This window comes from Brevibacterium senegalense, assembly GCF_000285835.1.
GTDB classification, from domain to species: Bacteria; Actinomycetota; Actinomycetes; order Actinomycetales; family Brevibacteriaceae; genus Brevibacterium; species Brevibacterium senegalense.
This window is the reverse complement of the sequence record NZ_HE978602.1, coordinates 402,814-422,604: the sequence shown is the minus strand read 5'-3', so window position 1 is coordinate 422,604 and position 19,791 is coordinate 402,814. Positions and strand designations below refer to the sequence as shown.

The following is a 19,791-nucleotide window of genomic DNA, read 5'->3' as shown; positions in this document are numbered from 1 at the left end:
CGGTGTGGGTGCGGGGACGAGCTTTGATGAGGGTGTCGAACGTCAGCTGCTGGATCATCCGCTCGTCATCGACGGACAGGTGCGTCAGCGGCGGCAACTCAACCGACTCCGGGGTGGCGTCCCCGCTGGCTGCGGTCGCGGCAGAACCGGGCGCCGAGTCGGCGCCAATGGCAGCCCCAGTGGTCCCGTCAACGCCAGCAGTGGCGCCCCTGCCGTCAGCGGTGTCCGCGGACTCCACGGGTGCTGCTTGTGGGTGGGTGATGTCGAGGAGTTTGACCTGGTTCTTCACCAGAGCCCGCGACAGGGCCTGTGCCTCGTTGAAGTGGGCGTGGACGAGCGCGGTGGGGCCTTTGGCACACAGGATGCTCTGCCCGCCGGGGAGGTCTTCGACCCAGGCGCGACGGCCCCGGTTGGCGCGGGCGGCGAGGAGGGGTTTCACATCGAGTTCCGCGATGAACTGGCTGGCTTTGCGCATGAACTGGTGCAGGCTGATCCGCTCGTCCAGGGTCGTGAGGAACACGTCCAGGGCGCGCAGGTGGCCCAGGGGCAGCCAGGCGAACTTCCGGATGAGGCTGTCCCACCGGTTGAACCGCAGACGCCCCTCCACCACGGCCCGCAGGAGGAGCGGCATGCCGATGTATGCGGTCAGGGCGTGGCCGATGTGTTTGCGGGTCAGCCCGGTCCTGGCGTTCGCGCGTGCTGCGATAGCGGCTTCGTCACTGGTGGTGAGGATGTACTCGGCGTGGTTGCAGAACGAGGAGGGGTCCGCGTCGTGCGACGAATCCAGGGGGCCCGTCGCTCCTGCTTCCTCGCTGGCACTGGCTCCTGCCGTGTTATCGGCGTCATCGGGGAAGAGCGCGTCGAGCCTGTCGCGGGAGTCCGGGGAGGTGAACGCGAGGGCCAGCACGGTGGTGGCGAGGTGGACGAGCTCGAGGGCCCGCAACCGGTCGAGGGCGAGTGTGTGGGTGGTGTAGCGGCCCATCCGGTCGGCACCGGACTCACCCTGCACGGTTGCGAGACCCGTGCCGGTCAACAGCTGGGTCCAGTCGGGGAGGGTGACGTCGTGGAGGACGGGATGACCGTGTTCCGTGACACGGCGGAGGTCTTCCAGGCTCGTGATGGGGTCGATCGCGACGAGGTCGTCGAGGGAGCGGGCGCACGCATCCGCCGCACTAGCCGTGTGGTTGGTTGTGGTGGTCATGGGGTCCGCGCCCCCTTTCCCTGACGTCGTTGTCGGGTCCCGCGTTCGAATGCAGTTCTATTATAGATGGGAACAAGGGGTCACGCAAGTCCTATTTTCTGGACATCTGGCCCACACCGCGCTCACTGCAGCCGCGTCGTCCCCTCGTGGTCGCTACCGCTCGTGATCTTCTTCGCGCAGCAGTCGTCGGCGCCCAGCCCGCTGGATCTGCACCAGTCGAGGGCGTCCTCCGGGTCGGAGTACCCGTCCGCGATGACGGTGATCCCGAAGTTCCCGTCCTCGAAGCTGCCGAAGCTGCCGGACCACAGCAGTCGGGCGTCCGGGTACTCCTCCCGCAGCGCCTGATGGTCGGCCAGGATGTCCTCGTTGGACCACACCTGCCCATCGATCTCCATTCCAGTCCGCTTCGAGCTGATCTGTGCGACCCACGCCCCCTCGACCTGGGCGACGATCTCACGCTCGTCGGTCTCCGCCAGTTGTGTGAGCGCCTCGGTCGGATCCTCCGGCAGTGAGGACGCCCCGTCAGTCCCCTGCGACCCCGAATCCGGCCCACCGAACGCCCCGCCGTCTCCGCCGTCGTCCTCCGGCTGGTCACTGCCAGCCCCCGACGGTGCCGGTGGCGCTCGGTCCGCGCCTCGTCATGACAGTTCCCGGCCTCGCGAAGGTCCTCATCGGACGCGCGATCCACCCGTACTGGGGGCACACATTGCAGATGCCCGAACCGCGCGGAGCGCTCGTCCACCCGGATGTGGCCCGGGACATGGCGACGCAGCCACCCGCTCCGCCGGAGGCGCACGCGCCACCGCAGCCTTTCGCGGCGCCCCCATCCCCCGCGTCGGCCCCTGGCCCCTACGACGGGCACGTTGCATCCCCCGGCGGGTCGTTCCCTCCGCAGCAGCCGGCCAGCGGTGCGGGGGCCTCCCCCGGCAGCCGGTGCAGGCCCGCAGACGCCCGCGCAGCCGTTCGACCGCCGTCGTGCGACGTTCATCGCCGGTATCGCCGACGCACTGGTCGTCGCGATCGTGGGCGGCATTCTCGTCATGACACATGTCAACAGTCGTGTCTTCGGTCCGGAGGGGGTCGCGCAGGAGTACTTCTCCGCACTGTCCGACGGAGACGCCCAGGCCGCACTGGAACTGGCGGATGTGGACGTCCCGGCCGAGCAGCCCACACTGCTGACGAATGAGGTCCTGAGCGCCGCGCAGGCCGCTGCCCGCCGATGTCTCCGTCGACGGGTCCACCGTGGAATCAGACAGCGCGACCGTGGACGTGAGCTATGACCTGGGCGGCAGCAAGGAGACCCTGACCCTCTCCCTGCGGAAGGCGGGCCGGACCGCGCTCTTCTTCGACGACTGGCGTCTGCAGACACCCCCGATGTCCCATCTGACCGTCGCCACACCAGTCCTCGACGCCGTCCGCGTCAACGGTGTCGCGGTGCCCACCGCGGACGGAGCCGTCGACCTTCCGGCCTTCCCGGCCCTCTACACGGTGGGCCTGGCGGAGGAGTCCGATTTCGTCTCCGCTGACGATGTGCCGGCCCGCGTCTTCTTCGCAGGTGCCGACGGGGAGTACGGTGACACCGCCACCCTGCAGGCATCCGCTTCAGACACCTTCCAGAGCGCCGTCGAGGTGCAGGTCCGCGCACATGTCGACGAATGCGCCGCGTCGTCCGAGCTGGAGCCCACGGGCTGCCCCTTCGGCGGGTCGGGTCTCTGGTACATCGACGATGCGGAGTCGGTCTCCTGGTCGATCGACGCGTACCCGATGGTGAGTGTCCAGACTCCGGAAGAGTACGGCTACTACGGCACCCCGGAGGACGCGGCCGCCTGGTACGAGGTCACGAGCACCCCGGGCGAGGCGACCGTGACCGGCACGCACGAGGACTTCTCCGGCGACAGGGAGCGGTTCGAGGAGGAGCAGACCCTCGTCGTGGGAAGCACGGCTGCGATCGTCGACGGTGAGGTGGTGTTCGAACCAGACGTCGACGACGGAGGATGGTGACCGCACAGGCGCACCGCGCTCACTCCGCCCGGCCCGCGACTGCGGTCCCCTTCACGGAGAGGTCATCGCCCACTCCCGCGATGGACACGCCCAACGGCACCTCCACCGTGACGGTCGAGCGACCCAGGTCCGGGCGACTGATGCACTCCGTCACCGTCGCGCCGTTGCGCTGAGCGACCTCGTCCGCGACGTCGCACGCGTCCGTCCCGGCCGCCTGGACGACGGCCAGCGCAGCCAGGTCCGCCGCTGTGTCGGCGCGGATCCGGGCGCTCATCCCCTGCGCGATCGTGCCGACCATGACGGCGAGCGCGACCGCCACCGCTGCGATCCCCACGGCCGGCACGGTGCTCGATCCCGCATCCCGGCGACCTGCTCGCACAACCGCCCGCAGGCCCTCACCTCGCATCGGTCCGAGCCGCTGACGCACCGCTGCGACCGGACGACGCACACGGGCGAACCGCCGCCTCACCCCTCCCTCCTCGCGGTCGCGCTCGCGGTGACGGATTCGAGGACGGGTGCCAGGCTGTCCGGTAGCGGCACCTCGACGGTCACCTCCGCGTACCCGTCGTCGTCCTCGATCGTGACGCGGGCCGCATCTCCGGCCGTCTTCCTCGCCTGGGCGATGACCTCCGTCTGCACCTCACCGCGGGCGATCTCCCGTGCCGCGGCTCGGGCGGCGTCCATCGCCCGCAGCTGGGTCGCACCGATCGCGCCGGCGCCCACGACGATCCCGATGATGAGCACAAGAGCGGGCATCACCATCGCGAACTCGGCGGCGGCCGCGCCCTCGTCCGCTCTCCGCGCACGAGACCGCAGAACACCCCGACCACCGCGAGTGCCGGCGCGCGGTGCCATGTCAGGCTCCGCCCAGACCCAGCGCTCCCGTGATGACCCCCGTGATCATCTCCTTGAGCGGATCGGACTTCAGCACGATCACGAGGAGTGCCGCGAACCCGCAGGCCGCCAGGGTCGTGATCGCGTACTCCGCCGTCGTTGCACCGGTGTCATCGGCCAGGCACTCCCGCACGTTCGCCGGCTTCACGACCGCGAGCTCAGCGACCGCCGCCTCATCTCGTCCGTCCCCGTCCGGATCCTGGTCCGGCGCCAGCAGGTCCGTTCCCGTCACCATCGTCATGGTCATCCCCTTCCGCTGCGGGGGGACTCCCCCGCCTCCGCCCCGCGGGGACCTCCCGCCGGGCACGGCAACCGAGTGGTTTGCCGTGCCACGAGAGTGGACCCGATCAGCGGGCTGCGATTGGGACGTGGAAGGGCTGTGGACACCACGGACGGATTCCACCTCCACGCGTGCGCACCTCTCCCATGCACACGAACGGCCTGTGACGCATCAGTGCGCCACAGGCCGCGTCGAGCTCGGCTGTCAGGTCAAGATGAGTCTGGTTCTCAAGCCGGGCTGAGTCGCTCGCGGATCGCGTCGAGGTCACCGCGGAGGAACAGGTCTGCAAGCACGCGGACCGTCTCGCGATCAGGCGCCTGCGACGACTCGAACTCGCCACCCTCCTCGACGTTCTCGAAGGTGATGGCATCCGGGTTGACGTTGAGGTTCCACTCATCGGAATCCGTCATGAAGACATCGCGCCAGTCCTCATCGCGGCCCACCTGCGCGACCGAGTCGTAGAGCTCCATGAATCCCTCGAGCGATGCCTCGGCCGGGGTTTCCTGCCCGTACCGGTCGTACATCGTGATCGTTCGTGCCATCGTGTGCGTCTCCTCCACAAGTCCGGACAGGTCCGCAGTGGAACCGACCGCCCCACCGGCACCACAGTATCGATCCAGTCCAGTCGCTCCGCGTGTTCCGCACTCAGAATCTCCAGAAGTCGACGACCCCGGATATCACGTCCCTCATGTGAAGGGCTCTGAGTCAGAGTCCCCGACGTCTAGCGCCCCCGACGCCAGAATCCCCCGCCCTCAGACTCCCCCGAACGCGGGCCCCAGACCGCTCACCAGTGTCAGGAGCACCGGGACGACGCCCAGCAGGACGAACGCCGGCAGCACGCACACGCCCAGCGGCAGCACGAGCATGACGCCCAGCCGCGCAGCTGCGATCTGTCGTCTGCGGTGCTCGCCGCGCCGCAGCTCGTCCGCGTGCGACTGCAGCAGCGGTGCCAGCGCGACTCCCGTCCGCGCGGAGAACCGAATGACCGCCACCACCGAGGCCAGAGCTCGTGCCGCAGGACTCTCACCTGCGACGCCATCACCCGCCGCACCTCCCGTGGTCTCCTCCCACCGGAGGTCGTCGAGTCCCCACCGTGCCGCTCGGGCGATCTGGCCCAACCCGGACCTGTCGCCTGCGGCTCGCGTCGCGTGCTCGAGCGCCCGTCCGACCGGCAGGCCCGCCTGCAGGCACACCGCAACGAGATCCAGGTCGAATGCGAGGTCGTCCACGGCCGAGGTTCCCGCCGCACCGGACTCGATCTTGCCTGCCCCACTACGAGAGCTGCCACCCGTGACTGCACCAGGCCTACCGTCCTTCGTGCCGAGGTCACGCCCACCGGCGCTGCCACTGCCGAGGCCGTGCCCACCTGCGCTGCCCCGCCCCGCGTCTCCCCCACCACTCGTCCCCGCAAGCCGCGCGAGCCGACCCCGCTGCGGCGCCCGACTCAGCAGCGCGACGCCCGCGACCACGCAGCCGACGATGAGGAGCACGACGATCACCGGGCGCCCTCCAGCATCCGCCGCATCCACAGCCTGCCGAGCGCAAGGAGGACGACCCCCGACCCGATCGACACGAGCCCCACGGGCGAGCCCAGCAGCGCCAGCGGATCCGCGCCGATGAGCAGTGCCAGCCCCAGCCCTGCCGCGGGCAGCCACGTGAGGACGGTGACGGTGGCCTGCGGGCCGGCGAGGGCGACGGCGCGCTCGCGTTCGGCCTCGGCGATCTCGCGTCGGGACCGTGCGTAGCGCTCCAGCACGTCCGCCGCGGGGGCACCTGCGGACTCCGCGACCGCCCACACGGACCCCATGCCGGTCAGCACCTGCTCGAGCGGTCCCGGCAGCGCGCCCGCGTGCCGCGCGAACGCGACGTCCGGGGCATCGCCCAGGTTCATCGACCGCGACACGCGGGTCAGCACGGCCGCCAGATCGGGGTCGCTCACCTCGGCCAGCTGGATCGTCACGGTCGCGGGCGGCAGGCCGATCCGCAGCAGCGCGGCGGCTCGGTCGATGACGGCGATGGCGCGGTGCGGGTCGGCGTCCGCCTGGTCTGCCGAGGCCGGACCCGACGCCGGACCCGCCCCCGAGGCCGCCGCACCTGGCCGCGCGCCGTCACCCAGCCGTGCCCGGCCACCCACCCGTGCCCGGTCACCCAGCCCTCCGCCGCTTCTGGTCTGGTCACCGCCACTGGCCCGACCGTGCCGATCGGCCTGCGCACCGGCGCCCACCAACTCGCGCAGTCGTCTGCGCGCGGGGCTGCCGGTTAGCAGGAGGAAGCCTGCGATGGCGGCCGCTCCGGCCAGCAGGATGCCGATCATGGTGCGCCCCTCACGACGGCGCCTTCGCTGCGAAGGTGCGCTGCAGGGCGGCCACGCCGTCCGGGTGGAAGCCCGCGTCCCGATCCCAGACCGGCTGCGTGCGGACCCGGTCGTCGACGAGCACGGGGACCGCGACCTCGGCGATCCCCCGCCGGCCGGGACCGGCGGCATCGCGGCGGATGTGCAGCAGCAGGTCGATCGCGGTGGCGGTCTGCGCGTGGACGGCCGCGGCACTCATGCCCGCGAGCGCCCCCAGCGCCTCGAGGCGGGCAGGCACGGCCGCGCACGTGTTCGCGTGGATCGTGGCGCACCCGCCCTCGTGGCCGGTGTTGAGGGCCGTGAGCATGTCGCGGACCTCCGCACCGCGCACCTCGCCCACGACCAGCCGGTCCGGGCGCATCCGCAGCGCGTTCCGCACGAGGGTCGTGAGCTGCACCTCGCCCACACCCTCGACGTTCGCCTGCCGGGCGGACAGCTGCACGACGTGCGGGTGGGCGACGGCCAGCTCGCGGGAGTCCTCGACGATGAGAAGGCGGTGGCGCTCGGGGGCGGCGGACAGTATCGCGCCCAGCAGCACGGTCTTGCCGGAGCCCGTACCCCCGGAGATGAGGAGGTTCGCGCGACGGGAGACGGCCTCGGCGATGAGGGTGACGAGCGGGGCCGGGACGAACCCGTCGCGCACCAGGTCCTCGAGGCCGAAGGCCAGCGGGCGGGGGATGCGGAAGCTCAGCACCGTCACCTCGCCGGACAGCGGCGGGATGACCGCGTTCACGCGGATGCCGTCCGGCAGGCGCACATCGACCAGCGGCGAGGAGTCGTCCAACCGGCGCCCGCCCGAGGCCGCCAGCCGGACCGCGAGCGCGCGGACATCCGACTCGGCACCCAGGCTCAGGGGCACCGGGACCAGGCCGTCGCCGAAGTCCGCCCACACGTCGCGCGGCCCGTTCACGAAGACATCCGTCACCCCCGGACGGTCCAGCAGGGGCTGGAGCGGACCGGCACCGGACAGCTGGGCGGTGAGCCGGGCGACGAGCTCCGGCAGTGCGGCGGAGCCCAGCACACGGCCGGAGCGACGGACAGCGGCGGCGACCGCGGCCTCGGTGAGGGGGCCGGGATGATCGAGGAGGTCGCTGCGGATCTGGGCGACGAGGGCGGGGTCGATCCAGGCGGCATCGGCCGGGTCGACGGTGGCGGGCGTGGCGGGTGAGCTCATCGGTCGGGGAACCACAGATCGATGAGGGAGGACGCGGTCGAGGCGAGGGAGGAGCGGCGCGCGGGCAGGGACTCGCCGCGGTCCACGCGGGCGGAGAGGCCTCGGTCCGTGCGCAGGGACGCGGTGAGCGGCAGGCCCACCGCCTCGGCGACCTGCTGGGCGGGCAGGCCGGCGCGGTCGTCCTGACGCACGACGGCGCCCACGGTGTGGTGGGCGGAGCGGAGCCGACCGGCCACGCGGGCGGCACCCACGGCGGCGCGGACGCGGGCGGGGATGACGATCTGGACGTGGTGGCAGGCGCGCACCGCAGGGCCCGTCGCGTGCCGGGGCAGGTCGACGACGACGAAGTCGAAGGCCTGCTGCGCGGCGCTCAGGACGGAGTCGAGCACGTGCGGCGGCGGGTCGTGCGCGTCAGTGCGGTCCCACGACAGGAGTGCGAGGCCCTCGACCCGGGGCAGCGACTCGACGAGCATCGACGGGCGCAGGCTGCCCTTCGACGCGGCGAGGGCGGGCCAGCGGAGGCCGGGGGCGGCCTCGGCGCCCAGGACCAGGTCGACGCCGCCGCCCAGGGGGTCCGCGTCGACGAGGACGGTCGGCAGGCCCGCGCGCTGGGCCTCGAGCGCCAGGGCGGCGGCCAGCACGGTGGCGCCGGCACCGCCGCAGCCGGGGACGATGCCCGCCGTCGTGGCCGGGGCGACCGGTGGTTCGACGGCCGCGATCATCCGTTGGACCAGCCATTCCGCCGCGGCCGGGAGGATCGCGACCTGGTCCGCGCCCAGCCGGGCCGCGGCCGCATAGGCATCCGTCGATGTCCGGGCGGCCGAGGTCGCGCCGTCTACGGCGATGAGGACGGTGGGGGCGGTGATTCCGCGGGGCGGCTCCGCCACGTCCTCGCCCAGCAGCACCAGTGCGGCGTCCTGCCAGCCGCCCGTCGTGGGGGCGGCGACGGACAGCGCGATCCCGATCCCGTCCGCCAGCGCCGAGCACTGATCGACGAGGCTGGGCAGCTGCGTGAGCAGGGCGATCCGGGAGGGTGCGGTCCGGGTCGGCGCGGACCGGGGCAGGGGGACGCTGGTCATGGGGACACTGTGCGGCAGACCGGTCCCGGACGACACCGCCTGCTCCCACCTGTGGACAGCCGAGGCCGGATCGCCCGGCCTGTGACCTCAAGTGCCCGTGGCCCCACGAGCCCGTGACCTCACGTGCCCGTGACCTCACGAGCCCGTGGAACGACCGCACCCGCCCGGCGCGGTGCCGAGCGGGTGCGGGGTGGATGCCCTGCTGTGTGTCAGCCGCGGACGATCCGGTCCACGTTGTTGAGGTAGCCCTCCTGGCCGGAGTCGTCCCGGACCTTGAAGAACGACCCGTGGTCCTCGAGCGCCAGGAACCACTGGTTGGGCGTGACGGTGAAGAGCTCCTGACCCGTCACCGGGTCCACCGCGGGGCGGGGCTCCGGGACCGCGAACCAGAACATCTTCGAGGCGACCGGGTTGAACGCCTGGGTGGGCTCCCCCTGGTTCGCGTCGTAGCCCGAGGCCGCAGGCTCCTCCGCAGTCGACTCACCGGCCGCGGGGGCGGCACCGGCAGCAGATGCGGCACCCGCAGCGGGAGCCGGGGATGCGGAGTCCTCGTCCGCCGTGCCGTGATCGCCCATGCGGAACCACTGGGTGGGCTCGTTCTCCGACTCACCCTGCTCGTCGCCGCGCAGGTGTGCGCTGCCGGCCTGCTCCGTGTGCGGCTGGCCCGTGTCCTGCCCGGCGGCGAGGGACTGGTCCACTGCCGTGGTCGCGCCCGTGTCGACCGTGGGCTCCGCGCCCACGGTGTCCTCGGTGACGTAGGGGCCGGTCGCCGCGGGGGCGGCCGCACCGTACGGCTGGCCGGACTCGTCCGTGCCGGTCGTGGGCGTCTCGACGGACTCGGACGCGCCGAGGACCTCGCTGGACTCGTACCCCTCAACGGGTGCGTATGGGTCGGAGCCGGTCGTGCCGCTGTCCGCGGCCTCGAGCCCGGAGACGGCCTCGGAACCGAACCCGGCCTCGGGGGAGATCGCCGCGTCGGAGACCGCGCCGCCGTCCGAGTCGTGCGACTCGGAGCCGTGCGACACCGGTTCGTGTGAACCCAGGTCGTGCGACTCCGGTGTCCGGTCGTCCGCAGACCCGACCTCGTCGACCGGCTGGTCGTCGGACTGGGGCTCCGTGTCCGGAGTGCCGAACGCACCGCTGGCGAAGGCTCCGCCGGCGACTGCACCACCCGCGGCGGCGCCACCGAAGGCGCCGGCAGCGAAGGTCTGCGTGGGCTCCGACTGCGCGTAGGCGGGCGCATCGGCGGACTCGCGGCCCAGGTAGGCCTGGCCGTCGGCGGTGCTCTGCTCGGCCTCGGCGGTGTCGTCCTGCACCGGGGAGAACCGGGCGGTCTCGTCCGGATCCGCGTCCGTGTACGGGGATGGTGCCTGCGCGTCACCGCTCAGGGCCTGCGCCTGAGCGGCACCCTGATCGGTCTGCGCGATCGACTGCGCCGATGCCTCGGGCTCTGCGGCCTGCTGGCCCTGCGAGCCGTAAGCCTGGTCCTGCGCACCCGGCGAACCGAACTGCTCACCGGGCGCAGCGTACTGCTGCTCCTGAGCGCCGTACGTCTGGCCCTGCGATCCGTACTGCTCCGCGGGAGCGCCGTAGGCCTGGCCCTGCGACCCGTACACCTGTCCCTGGGAGCCGTACTGCTCCGCGGGAGCGCCGTACGCCTGACCCTGCGAACCGTAGGCCTGCCCCTGCGAGCCGTATTCCTGGCCCGCCGATGCACCGGCGGCCGCACCCACAGCCGCTCCGCCGGCCGCACCAGCGCCGGCAGCACCACCCGGGAACGCCTGCGCGTGCGAGGCCTGCGACGGGGACGCCACCGCGGCGCTGCGTGCCTTCGGGTGGCTCGTGGGCTCCTCCGGCAGCGAGGTGTACTCAGCGGCCAGGAACGGGATGGACGTGAAGACGCCCACGAAGAACGCGATGAGCGAGGCCAGCAGCAGGAAGTACCCGCCCACGTGGAGGAACGGCGCCGTCGTGACGATGTTGATGAAGTTGACCGCGAAGGACACCGATGCGAGCACCGTCGTCACCTGCGCGATCGTGAAGGATCCGACCCGCCCGGGGAAAGCGGGGACCGTCTTGTGCAGCACGGTGAGGAGTGCTGCGACGATGAGCGTCAGCGCGCCCAGGACCACCATGCCCATGCCCCAGAACGACCAGGTGAAGACGACCGTCTCGAGGTAGTTGGTGGCGAACGGGACGCGGTAGAACGGGATGAGCAGGCTGATGAACGCGATCACGCCGGCGATCAGCAGACCCAGGTCGCGGATGCTCAGCGGCCCCAGCACTGCACCCGGACGCTTGGGCGCCGCCGGTCCTGGCTGCTGGCCCTGCGCCTGCGCGAAGCCCTGCTGGGGCTGCGAGCCGTACGCCTGCGGCTGGCCCGGCTGATGGTAGCCCTGCGGTGCGGAGCCGTATGCACCCTGCGGCTGCCCCTGGTACCCGGCCGCCTGCGGCTGGGACCCGTACGCCTGCTGCGGCTGCGAACCGTACGTCGGCTGGCCGTACGGCTGCCCCTGCTGGCCGTACTGCGCGGCCTGCGGCTGGGCAGCGTACCCCTGCGGCTGCGAACCGTAGGCCTGCTGCGCCTGCTGTCCCTGCTGCTGGCCGTACGCGGGCGCCGCACCCTGGCCGTACGCGGGCGCCGCACCCTGGCCGGGAGCGGAGCCGTACGGCGCGGCGGGACCGCCGCTGGACGGCCATTCCTGGTGTCCCGGCCCCTGCGGGGGCTGATGGGGCGTGCTCATCTCGTCTCCTTCCGACCTCCGCGCACAGCACGGAATCGGCACGTTCGCGGGTGCTTCCGCTCCCATCATTGCACTGCACCCCCGTCGATCCCCAAGCTCCGCGCCCGCGAAGGCCATATCGCTCCCGCCCGCCCGCGGCGCACACGGACCCCGCACGGACCGCACCCGGCTCCCGGTGCGTCGTCGCCTGCAACCCCTGTGCAACCGACCGCTCTGCGCGCGGAACCGGCCAGGTATAGGCTCAACACGGACACCGACGACGACTGTCGCGACTCGACCATCGACGAAGCTGGGAAGGACGAACGAATGACCGACGGAACGACTTCGACGACATACCCGCCCTCAGAGGAGTTCGCCGCGCAGGCGAACATCACGACCGCGGACTTCGACGCCGCCGCCGCGGACCGCGTGGGCTTCTGGGCGGACAGATCCCGCGAGCTGCTCGACTGGGAGGTCCCCTTCACGGAGACCCTCGACTGGTCGAACCCGCCGTTCGCCCGCTGGTTTGCCGACGGGAAGCTGAATGTGGCCGCCAACTGCCTGGACCGCCACGTGACGGCCGGCCTGGGTGACCGCGTCGCGATCCACTTCGAGGGAGAGCCCGGCGACACCCGCACCCTCACTTACTCGCAGCTGACGACGGAGGTCAAGAAGGCCGCCAACGCGCTGGCCTCGCTGGGCGTCACCCAGGGCGACCGCGTCGCGATCTACATGCCCATGATCCCGGAGACCGTCATCGCGATGCTGGCGTGCGCCCGCCTGGGCGCACCCCATTCAGTCGTCTTCGGCGGGTTCTCCTCCGACGCGCTGCGGTCCCGCATCCAGGACGCCGAGGCCCGGGTCGTCATCACCGCCGACGGCGGCTTCCGCAGGGGCAAGCCCTCGAGCCTCAAGCCGGCCGTCGACACGGCCCTGTCCGCCGGGGACACCCCCGTCGAGCACGTCGTCGTCGTCAAGCGCACCGGTGAGGACGTCGACTGGACCGAGGGCCGCGACACGTGGTGGTCGGACCTGGTCGACAGCCAGTCCGAGGAGCACCAGCCACAGGCGTTCGAGGCGGAGAACCCCCTCTTCATCCTCTACACGTCCGGCACGACGGGGAAGCCCAAGGGCATCCTCCACACCTCCGGCGGCTACCTCACGCAGGCGGCGTTCTCGATGCGCGCGACGTTCGACCTCAAGCCGGAGACGGACGTCTTCTGGTGCACGGCCGATGTGGGCTGGGTGACCGGCCACAGCTACATCGTCTACGGTCCGCTGGCCTCCGGTGCCACGCAGGTCATCTACGAGGGCACCCCGGACACCCCGGACCAGGGCCGCTGGTGGCAGGTCGTCGAGAAGTACGGCGTGACGATCCTCTACACCGCACCCACCGCGATCCGCACGTGCATGAAGTGGGGCGACGACATCCCCGCGCAGTACGACCTCTCCTCCCTGCGCCTGCTGGGCAGCGTGGGCGAGCCCATCAACCCGGAGGCCTGGACCTGGTACCGCCGGGTCATCGGCGGGGATACCTGCCCGGTCGTCGACACGTGGTGGCAGACGGAGACCGGCGCGCACATGATCGCACCCATGCCGGGTGTCTTGGGGACGAAGCCGGGCTCCTCCCAGCGACCCATTCCGGGCATCTCCGTCAAGGTCGTCGACGACGAGGGCAGGGAGCTGGGTCCGGACGAGCCGGGCCTCCTCGTCATCGACGAGCCGTGGCCTTCCATGCTGCGCGGCGTGTACGGCGACCCGGAGCGCTTCAAGGAGACCTACTGGTCCCGCTTCGACGGCGTCTACTTCGCCGGTGACGGCGCCCGCTACGACCAGGACGGCGACATCTGGTTCCTGGGTCGCGTGGACGACGTCATGAACGTGTCCGGCCACCGCCTGTCGACGACGGAGATCGAGTCGTCGCTGGTCGCGCACGACGCCGTCGCCGAGGCCGCGGTCGTGGGCGCTGCCGACGAGACGTCCGGCCAGGCCGTGTACGCCTTCGTGATCCTGCGCGCGGGCGCCCAGCAGTCCGAGGACATGGAGCAGACCCTGCGGGCGCATGTGGGTGCGGACATCGGCGCGATCGCGAAGCCCAAGCGGGTGTTCATCGTCGATGAGCTGCCCAAGACCCGCTCGGGCAAGATCGTCCGTCGCCTGCTCAAGGATCTGGCGGAGGACAAGGGCATCGGAGATGCGTCGACGCTGGCGGACCAGTCCGTCATGGAGGTCATCCATCGTCAGGTGACAGGTTCCTGAGCGCCGCGCGGGGCGGACAGGTGCTTCCGCCCCGCCGCAGGCATTAAGGTTGGAATCAGCTGAACGCAGACGACGTCGCGACGATTGAAGGAGCCTCATGTCGGAACGGTCCATCTCCAAGCTGGTCAAGGACATCAGCGCGGATGCGCAGGCCCTCGCGCAGGAGGAGGCGGCACTCGCGAAGTCCGAGGCCGTCGCCGGTGCGAAGAACCTGGGCATCGGGGTGGGACTCGCGCTGGGCGCGGTGTTCCTCCTCTTCCTCTCGTCCTTCATGGTCCTCTTCACCGCCGCCGCCGCCCTGCACGAGGGTGCGGGCTGGGCGTGGTGGCTCAGCTTCCTCGTCGTCTTCGGGGCGCTCGTGCTCATCGCGCTGATCCTCGTGGCGATCGCGCTGCCGCTGCTCAAGAAGGGCAACCCCACGCCCACCAGCGCGATCGAGTCCGGCAAGTCCGCGTTCCAGGCGATCAAGCGCGCCGTGTCCAACCCGGGCGGCCCGCGCTACTGAGCTGCTGAACACCTCCGCCGCGTGAGCGGCCGACTGACTGCGTGAGCGGCCCACAGACGAAGACCTCGGCAATCCGCCGGGGTCTTCGTCTGTTCGGGGCAGGTACGGACGCAGGGAGTTCGCAGAGCGCTCGATCTCGGAGTCGACGTTCTCGCGCTCGCGGCTGTGTCTCAGAAGTCGATGTGGATGCGACGGGTGCGGTCCCAGTCGCGCGCCCAGCCCAGTTGGTCCAGGGCCCACTCCAGGAGGCCCGCGGTGAAGCCCCACGGGCGCATGACGCCCACATCGAAGACGGGGGTCTCGAAGGGGCGGTCGCGCGGGGCGAACACGCCGCGGTTGTCCGGGGCGACGAGGTCCGCGATCGCGACCCGCGCCACCAGCGCGGACTCCGCACGATCGACGGCCGCCACCTGTGTGGGCTCCTGCCACCACGCCAGCACCGGGGTGACGTCGAAACGACTGTGCGGGACGAAGAGCGGCGGCAGCGTCCCGATGACGTCGACGCCGGCCGGGTCCAGTCCCGTCTCCTCCTCCGCCTCCCGCAGGGCGGTGAAGGCGCTCGAGGTGTCCGTCTCATCGCGGGCGCCGCCGGGGAACGCCGGCTGACCCGCGTGATGGCGCAGAGTCGCCGCGCGCTGCAGCAGCACGATGTCGATGTCTGCGATGCCCAGCTGCGACAGCCGGTCCATCTCCGCCCTGCCCGCCGGGGTCCGCGGTTCCTGCCCGCGACCGAACAGCATGAGCACCGCCGCATCGCGGACGTTCATGCCTGCGGGCGCATCCGCGCGGCGCAGCCACTCCCCCGGCGCAGGTGCGTGAAGCAGCCCCGCGAGATCCTCCCGGATCGCGTCGTCGTCGCGACCTAGACCCACGGCGCCCTCACGCGTCCTCGCACAGTCTGCGCTCGTCATCGGGACTCCTTCCCGGCCGCCGGGTCCTGGTCCGCCAGCTCGAACCGCAGCAGCCCGCGCGCCTGCTCCGGATCCAGCTCGCCCTCGCCGTACGACGGGCACAGTGCGCTGATCGGGCACGCGCCGCAGGCGGGTCTGCGCGCGTGGCAGATGCGGCGCCCGTGCCAGATGACGCGGTGAGACAGCATCGTCCAGTCCTTCCGCGGGAACAGCTCCTGGACGTCGCGCTCGATCCGGTCCGCGTCCGTCGATTCGGTCCACAGGAAGCGGCGGGCCAAGCGGGCGAAGTGGGTGTCGATCGTGAGGCCGGGGACGTCGAAGACGTTGCCCAGCACCACGTTCGCGGTCTTCCGCCCTACGCCCGGCAGGGTCACGAGGTCCGTGAGGTTCCCCGGCACCTCCCCGTCGAACCGCGTGACCAGCTCCTGGGCCAGCCCCACGATGCTCTTCGCCTTCGCACGGTAGAAGCCGGTGGGCCGGATGATCTCCTCGACGGCCTCGCGCTGCGCTGACGCCAGCGCCGCCGCGTCCGGATACGCCGCGAACAGGGCGGGCGTGACGCCGTTGACCCGGATGTCCGTCGTCTGGGCGGACAGCACGGTCGCGACCAGCAGCTCGTACGCGTTCCGGTGGTCCAGCTCCGCGTGCGCCGTCGGGTACGTGTCCGCGAGGATGCGGTGGATCTTCCGGGCCCGGCGCGTGCGCCCCAGCGAAGTCTCCTCGAGGAAGCGCCGTCGGCTCTTCTCTGCGACTGACAGCACCCGTCCATCCTATCGCCAGTGCTCGCGGCACTGCCGTCTGCACAGCCCCGGCTCACCCTCGCCCGCGAATCCCCGCCCGCGGTGTGTGGGCAGGAGCACGCCCGCACGGTAGATTGGTTCGCAGACGTGAAACGACCAGGAGGAACCAAGTGGACATCGAAGTCGTACGCAGAGCCGCGCTCTTCGCCGGGCTCGACGACGAAGCGACCAGCGCGCTGCTCAAGTTCATGAAGCCGCGCAGCGTCCGACGGGGCACCGTGCTGTTCCGCGAGGGCGACGCGGGCGACGAGCTCTACATCGTCGCGACCGGCAAGCTGAAGGTGGGCCGCGAGTCCTCCGACGGCCGCGAGAACCTGCTGTCCGTCGTGGGTCCCAGCGAGATCATCGGCGAGCTGACCCTCTTCGATCCGGGCCCGCGGTCGTCGACCGTCACCGCCGTGTCGCAGACGGAGTTGCTGAGCCTGCGCCACGAGGACCTCACCGCGTGGCTCGAGGACCGCCCCAAGGCGGCCATGAACCTGCTGCGCGCCCTGGCGATCCGCCTGCGCCGCACGAACGACACGGTGGGCGACCTCGTCTTCCAGGACGTGCCCGGTCGTGTCGCGAAGGCCCTGCTGGACCTGGCCGACCGCTTCGGTCAGCCCACGCAGGACGGCGTGCACGTCGCCCACGACCTCACGCAGGAGGAGCTGGCCCAGCTGGTGGGCGCCTCCCGCGAGACGGTCAACAAGGCGCTCGCGGACTTCGCGCAGCGCGGCTGGCTGCGGCTCGAGGCACGCGCCGTCGTCCTCCTGGACGTCGACCGCCTCCGCCACCGCTCCGCCTGATCCATCCCCGGCCGCAGGCCGGAACCCGCACCACCGCCGAGGCCGTGGTCACCTGTTCGGTGACCACGGCCTCGGTGCTTCCGCTACGGTACCGACATGGCCACTCCCCAGCCGTCACCGCAGTCTGGCGCAGGCTCCCAGCGCAGGCACATGCGGCCGCGACGGCGGCTCGTCACAATCGTCGGCGCCGCGCTCGTCCTCGTCCTGCTGGCCGCTGCGGCCTGGTGGTTCCTCTGGGTGCCCCACGCCCGCCCGTCGCTCGAGACCGGCGAAGTGCACGGGATCGACGTCTCGAACCACCAGGGGGAGATCGACTGGGCGGCTGTCGCCGACGACGGCATCGGTGCCGCGATGATCAAGGCGACGGAGGGCAACGACTACGAGGACCCTCGGTTCCAGGAGAACTGGACGCGGTCCGCGGAGGCGGGAGTGCTGCGCGGCGCCTACCACTTCTTCACCCTCTGCTCGCCGGGGGCCCAGCAGGCGGAGAACTTCCTCGCGGCAGCTCCCCCGGACGATGAGGCGCTGCCACCGGCGATCGACCTCGAGCTCATCGGGGCGTGCGAGGAGCGGCCGCCTCGGTCAGTCGTGAGCCAGGAGCTCGAGGACTTCCGGCAGGCCGTCGAGGAGGCCTGGGGCCGGCCCCTCCTCGTGTACGCCCGCGGCGACTTCCGCTCCGAGTACGACCTGGGAGAGCTGGCGAGCAACCCCCAGTGGGTCACGCACTTCTTCATCCGCCCGCGCGACGATGCCTGGACCGTCTGGCAGATCCACTACGTGGCCCGTGTCGACGGGATCGACGGCGGTGTCGACCTGGACGTGTTCCGACTCGACGACTGAGGCCCGGTGGGGTTCGCCCCTCCCGGCCACGGGCCGGGACCCGCACCACCGCCGAGGCCGTGGTCACCTGATCGGTGACCACGGCCTCGGCGTTCGTGCTGTTCCGACGCGTTCGTGCGGGACTGGAGCTCGCCGGCTCAGTCTCCCAGCGTCTCGATGTACGCCAGCTGCGCCCGGACGATGCTGAGGGCGGCCGGGCGGACAGCAGCGGGGACGTCCGCGTACACGACGTCCGCGACCTCTTCCGCGGTCGACTTCCCGGAGGCCAGCACCTCCTGCACCTGCGCGATGCGCTCCTGCCGGTGCGAGCGGTAGTGCGCCAGGACCGCGGCGACGTCGTCGCGCTGCTCACCGTGAGCGGGAGCCAGGGTGCGGATCGAACCGGCAGCCTCCAGCGCGATGAGGCGCTCGAGGCTGTCCAGGTAGTCCCCCAGTGACCCGTCCGGGAACGACACCATGGTGGTGCCGCGCCCCAGGACGGTGTCGCCGGAGAACAGCCGGTCGCCGTGGAGGACGGACACGGAATCGTCCGTGTGTCCGGGCGTCGTCACGATCCGCACCGCGTCCCGGTCATCCTTCCCGAAGGGGATCGTCTGCCCGTCGACCAGCGGATCCGTGTCCACCGCGAACGCGGGATCGACGGCGTGGACGGGCACGCCCGGCGCCCACTCCCCCACGTTTTCCAGCAAGCCCGAGTGGTCCGCGTGGCGGTGGGTCAGGACGATCGTCGCCAGCTGCGCGGACCCCAGAGCGCGCAGCAGCGCGTCTCGGTGGTCCGTCAGCATCGGGCCGGGATCCAGCAGCAGCGCCGACTCACCGTCCTGAGACCGCAGCAGGTAGCTGTTCGTCCCGTCCAGGGTCATGGGCGACGGGTTGTCCGCCAGCACCAGTTCCACACCGTCGTCCGCGAGCGCCTTCCGCTGCGCGTCATCGGTCACGCTCAGGCCTCCGATCGGACCTGCACAGTGAGCTCCAGCTCGACCGGGGTGCCCAGCGGCAGGGTGTTGACGCCCACCGCGGAGCGCACGTGCTGGCCGGCCTCGCCGAACAGCTCGCCCAGCAGCTCGGACGCGCCGTTGACGACACCGGGCTGCCCCGTGAAGTCGGAGGCCGAGTGGACGAAGCCCGTCACCTTCACGACGCGCTCGATGCGGTCCAGATCCCCGATCACGCTCTTGACCGCGGCCAGCGCGTTGAGGACGCACGTGGCGGCCAGGTCGTACGCCTGCTCCGGCGTGACGGCGTCGCCCACGGGGCCGGTGAGCGGCAGCTTCCCGTCGACCAGCGGCAGCTGACCGGAGGTCAGCACCTGGTCGCCCACCTGCAGGGCGGGGACGTAGGCACCGGCGGGGGTGGCAACGGGCGGCAGACTCAGCCCGCGCTGGGACAGGGCGTCTTCGATGCGGCTCATGGGAGTCCTCCTCAGCCCTCGAGCGGGCGCTTCATGTAGGCGACGAGGTTCGTGCTGCCCTCGGGCCCGGGGATGACCTGCACGAGTTCATAGCCCTCCGCTCCCCACTGGTCCAGGATCTGCTTCGTCGCATGGGTGATGAGGGGGACGGTCACGTACTCCCACTTCGTCATGAGGTGCTCCTTCGTCGGTGGTGCGGGCAGTGCCCCGCGACACACCCCATGCTAGGCGGTCGCACGCCCTCGCCGCATCGGGAGCACGGACGACGAGACCCCCGGGAGATGCTCCCAGGGGTCCCGCTGACCGTTCAGTGTGCGCGGTGGTCAGTTGCCACCGAGGCCGGCCTCGCCGCCGCCGTCATCGCCGCCGCCACCGCCGTTGTTGCCGCCACCGCCGCCTCCGCCGCGGTTGGCGCCGCCTCCGCCGCCGCCACCGCCGGTCGAGCCGCCGCCGGAGCGGTCGCTGCCCTGCGAGCCACCGGCGCTGCCGCCGGGACGCGAGAAGCCGGTGTTACCGTCGGTCTCCTTGACGGCCTCGTCCGCCTTCGCCTGGGACTATCCCGGGTTGAGTCG

General features: G+C 71.5%; 22 protein-coding genes. 6 read left to right on the top strand and 16 right to left on the bottom strand.

Annotation, left to right across the window (positions count from 1 at the left end):
• Together HGBR_RS20200 and HGBR_RS17055 are read right to left on the bottom strand one after the other, a co-directional pair.
• Window positions 1–1,201, bottom strand: a 1,201-nt coding sequence (locus HGBR_RS20200; protein WP_040364758.1) for a hypothetical protein, incomplete at its 3' end; no start/stop codon positions are given.
• Window positions 1,202–1,323: 122 nt separating this feature from the next.
• Entirely contained in the window at window positions 1,324–1,596 is a 273-nt protein-coding gene (locus HGBR_RS17055) for a hypothetical protein (RefSeq protein WP_019158757.1), read from the bottom strand.
• A 513-nt stretch (window positions 1,597–2,109) separates the two neighbouring features.
• On the opposite strand from HGBR_RS17055, the gene HGBR_RS07695 reads away from it, so the two are divergent.
• A complete protein-coding gene (locus tag HGBR_RS07695; protein ID WP_019158756.1) occupies window positions 2,110–2,481 on the top strand; it encodes a hypothetical protein in 372 nt (123 codons plus the stop codon).
• Window positions 2,444–3,202, top strand: coding sequence for a hypothetical protein (locus tag HGBR_RS07690; RefSeq protein ID WP_147522364.1), 759 nt, complete (start codon window positions 2,444–2,446; stop codon window positions 3,200–3,202). The genes HGBR_RS07695 and HGBR_RS07690 overlap by 38 nt, the downstream gene beginning before the upstream one ends.
• A 19-nt stretch (window positions 3,203–3,221) precedes the next feature.
• Here HGBR_RS07690 and HGBR_RS17050 read toward each other — a convergent pair whose 3' ends face one another.
• The 9 genes from HGBR_RS17050 to HGBR_RS18825 all read right to left on the bottom strand — a co-directional run bounded on the left by HGBR_RS17050 (window position 3,222) and on the right by HGBR_RS18825 (window position 11,726).
• Window positions 3,222–3,608, bottom strand: coding sequence for an Rv3654c family TadE-like protein (locus HGBR_RS17050; protein ID WP_261795147.1), 387 nt, complete (start codon window positions 3,606–3,608; stop codon window positions 3,222–3,224).
• Between the two features lie 59 nt (window positions 3,609–3,667).
• Window positions 3,668–4,057 (bottom strand): TadE family type IV pilus minor pilin, encoded by a 390-nt coding sequence (locus HGBR_RS07680; RefSeq protein WP_019158753.1) that lies wholly within the window; start codon window positions 4,055–4,057, stop codon window positions 3,668–3,670.
• A 1-nt stretch (window position 4,058) separates the two neighbouring features.
• Complete coding sequence (locus HGBR_RS17045) at window positions 4,059–4,337, bottom strand: DUF4244 domain-containing protein (protein WP_245533291.1); 279 nt, start codon at window positions 4,335–4,337, stop codon at window positions 4,059–4,061.
• A 266-nt stretch (window positions 4,338–4,603) separates the two neighbouring features.
• The gene (locus HGBR_RS07670; protein WP_147522362.1) at window positions 4,604–4,918 is read right to left on the bottom strand and encodes a hypothetical protein; all 315 of its coding nucleotides are present in this window, start codon (window positions 4,916–4,918) and stop codon (window positions 4,604–4,606) included.
• A gap of 210 nt (window positions 4,919–5,128) precedes the next feature.
• A complete protein-coding gene (locus HGBR_RS20195; protein ID WP_019158750.1) occupies window positions 5,129–5,605 on the bottom strand; it encodes a type II secretion system F family protein in 477 nt (158 codons plus the stop codon).
• A gap of 266 nt (window positions 5,606–5,871) precedes the next feature.
• The gene (locus tag HGBR_RS17035; RefSeq protein WP_019158749.1) at window positions 5,872–6,690 is read right to left on the bottom strand and encodes a type II secretion system F family protein; all 819 of its coding nucleotides are present in this window, start codon (window positions 6,688–6,690) and stop codon (window positions 5,872–5,874) included.
• A gap of 10 nt (window positions 6,691–6,700) precedes the next feature.
• Window positions 6,701–7,903: a TadA family conjugal transfer-associated ATPase gene (locus HGBR_RS07655; RefSeq protein WP_019158748.1), complete on the bottom strand. Its 1,203-nt coding sequence runs from the start codon at window positions 7,901–7,903 to the stop codon at window positions 6,701–6,703.
• Window positions 7,900–8,982, bottom strand: coding sequence for a septum site-determining protein Ssd (gene ssd / locus HGBR_RS07650; protein ID WP_051013364.1), 1,083 nt, complete (start codon window positions 8,980–8,982; stop codon window positions 7,900–7,902). Before ssd ends, HGBR_RS07655 begins: the two co-directional genes overlap by 4 nt.
• Window positions 8,983–9,191: 209 nt before the next feature.
• Complete coding sequence (locus HGBR_RS18825; protein WP_019158746.1) at window positions 9,192–11,726, bottom strand: YIP1 family protein; 2,535 nt, start codon at window positions 11,724–11,726, stop codon at window positions 9,192–9,194.
• A 306-nt stretch (window positions 11,727–12,032) separates the two neighbouring features.
• On the opposite strand from HGBR_RS18825, the gene acs reads away from it, so the two are divergent.
• Window positions 12,033–13,964: an acetate--CoA ligase gene (acs, locus tag HGBR_RS07640; RefSeq protein WP_019158745.1), complete on the top strand. Its 1,932-nt coding sequence runs from the start codon at window positions 12,033–12,035 to the stop codon at window positions 13,962–13,964.
• 97 nt (window positions 13,965–14,061) lie between these two features.
• Window positions 14,062–14,469 (top strand): phage holin family protein, encoded by a 408-nt coding sequence (locus tag HGBR_RS07635; RefSeq protein ID WP_019158744.1) that lies wholly within the window; start codon window positions 14,062–14,064, stop codon window positions 14,467–14,469.
• A 170-nt stretch (window positions 14,470–14,639) separates the two neighbouring features.
• Here HGBR_RS07635 and HGBR_RS07630 read toward each other — a convergent pair whose 3' ends face one another.
• Both HGBR_RS07630 and nth read right to left on the bottom strand, forming a co-directional pair.
• Window positions 14,640–15,380: an NUDIX hydrolase gene (locus HGBR_RS07630; protein WP_019158743.1), complete on the bottom strand. Its 741-nt coding sequence runs from the start codon at window positions 15,378–15,380 to the stop codon at window positions 14,640–14,642.
• A complete protein-coding gene (nth, locus tag HGBR_RS07625; protein ID WP_019158742.1) occupies window positions 15,377–16,141 on the bottom strand; it encodes an endonuclease III in 765 nt (254 codons plus the stop codon). The genes HGBR_RS07630 and nth overlap by 4 nt, the downstream gene beginning before the upstream one ends.
• Window positions 16,142–16,290: 149 nt before the next feature.
• Between nth and HGBR_RS07620 the strand changes: the two genes are divergently transcribed.
• Window positions 16,291–16,968, top strand: a complete 678-nt coding sequence (locus tag HGBR_RS07620; protein ID WP_019158741.1) for a Crp/Fnr family transcriptional regulator — start codon at window positions 16,291–16,293, stop codon at window positions 16,966–16,968.
• A gap of 96 nt (window positions 16,969–17,064) precedes the next feature.
• The gene (locus tag HGBR_RS07615; RefSeq protein WP_245533290.1) at window positions 17,065–17,808 is read left to right on the top strand and encodes a GH25 family lysozyme; all 744 of its coding nucleotides are present in this window, start codon (window positions 17,065–17,067) and stop codon (window positions 17,806–17,808) included.
• A 137-nt stretch (window positions 17,809–17,945) separates the two neighbouring features.
• Here the strand turns inward: HGBR_RS07615 and HGBR_RS07610 are convergent, their stop codons facing one another.
• From HGBR_RS07610 to sp36, 3 genes are read right to left on the bottom strand one after another with little or no spacing between them, the layout of a single operon-like run.
• Window positions 17,946–18,746, bottom strand: coding sequence for an MBL fold metallo-hydrolase (locus HGBR_RS07610; protein ID WP_019158739.1), 801 nt, complete (start codon window positions 18,744–18,746; stop codon window positions 17,946–17,948).
• Window positions 18,747–18,748: 2 nt separating this feature from the next.
• Window positions 18,749–19,219 (bottom strand): RidA family protein, encoded by a 471-nt coding sequence (locus tag HGBR_RS07605; RefSeq protein WP_019158738.1) that lies wholly within the window; start codon window positions 19,217–19,219, stop codon window positions 18,749–18,751.
• Window positions 19,220–19,230: 11 nt separating this feature from the next.
• Entirely contained in the window at window positions 19,231–19,392 is a 162-nt protein-coding gene (gene sp36 / locus HGBR_RS20365) for a Sp36 family protein (protein ID WP_019158737.1), read from the bottom strand.
• Window positions 19,393–19,791 lie beyond the last annotated feature (399 nt).

Excerpts from the sequence above, each read along its gene's own strand:
- sp36 (WP_019158737.1), bottom strand. The coding sequence starts at position 19,392 with ATGACGAAGTGGGAGTACGTGACCGTCCCCCTCATCACCCATGCGACG.
- HGBR_RS17055 (WP_019158757.1), bottom strand. The coding sequence starts at position 1,596 with ATGGAGATCGATGGGCAGGTGTGGTCCAACGAGGACATCCTGGCCGAC.
- HGBR_RS07635 (WP_019158744.1), top strand. The coding sequence starts at position 14,062 with ATGTCGGAACGGTCCATCTCCAAGCTGGTCAAGGACATCAGCGCGGAT.
- ssd (WP_051013364.1), bottom strand. The coding sequence starts at position 8,982 with ATGACCAGCGTCCCCCTGCCCCGGTCCGCGCCGACCCGGACCGCACCC.
- HGBR_RS07655 (WP_019158748.1), bottom strand. The coding sequence starts at position 7,903 with ATGAGCTCACCCGCCACGCCCGCCACCGTCGACCCGGCCGATGCCGCC.
- HGBR_RS07670 (WP_147522362.1), bottom strand. The coding sequence starts at position 4,918 with ATGGCACGAACGATCACGATGTACGACCGGTACGGGCAGGAAACCCCG.
- HGBR_RS18825 (WP_019158746.1), bottom strand. The coding sequence starts at position 11,726 with ATGAGCACGCCCCATCAGCCCCCGCAGGGGCCGGGACACCAGGAATGG.
- HGBR_RS17050 (WP_261795147.1), bottom strand. The coding sequence starts at position 3,608 with ATGCGAGGTGAGGGCCTGCGGGCGGTTGTGCGAGCAGGTCGCCGGGAT.
- HGBR_RS17035 (WP_019158749.1), bottom strand. The coding sequence starts at position 6,690 with ATGATCGGCATCCTGCTGGCCGGAGCGGCCGCCATCGCAGGCTTCCTC.
- HGBR_RS17045 (WP_245533291.1), bottom strand. The coding sequence starts at position 4,337 with ATGACGATGGTGACGGGAACGGACCTGCTGGCGCCGGACCAGGATCCG.
- HGBR_RS07630 (WP_019158743.1), bottom strand. The coding sequence starts at position 15,380 with ATGACGAGCGCAGACTGTGCGAGGACGCGTGAGGGCGCCGTGGGTCTA.
- HGBR_RS07605 (WP_019158738.1), bottom strand. The coding sequence starts at position 19,219 with ATGAGCCGCATCGAAGACGCCCTGTCCCAGCGCGGGCTGAGTCTGCCG.
- HGBR_RS07615 (WP_245533290.1), top strand. The coding sequence starts at position 17,065 with ATGGCCACTCCCCAGCCGTCACCGCAGTCTGGCGCAGGCTCCCAGCGC.
- acs (WP_019158745.1), top strand. The coding sequence starts at position 12,033 with ATGACCGACGGAACGACTTCGACGACATACCCGCCCTCAGAGGAGTTC.
- HGBR_RS07680 (WP_019158753.1), bottom strand. The coding sequence starts at position 4,057 with ATGGCACCGCGCGCCGGCACTCGCGGTGGTCGGGGTGTTCTGCGGTCT.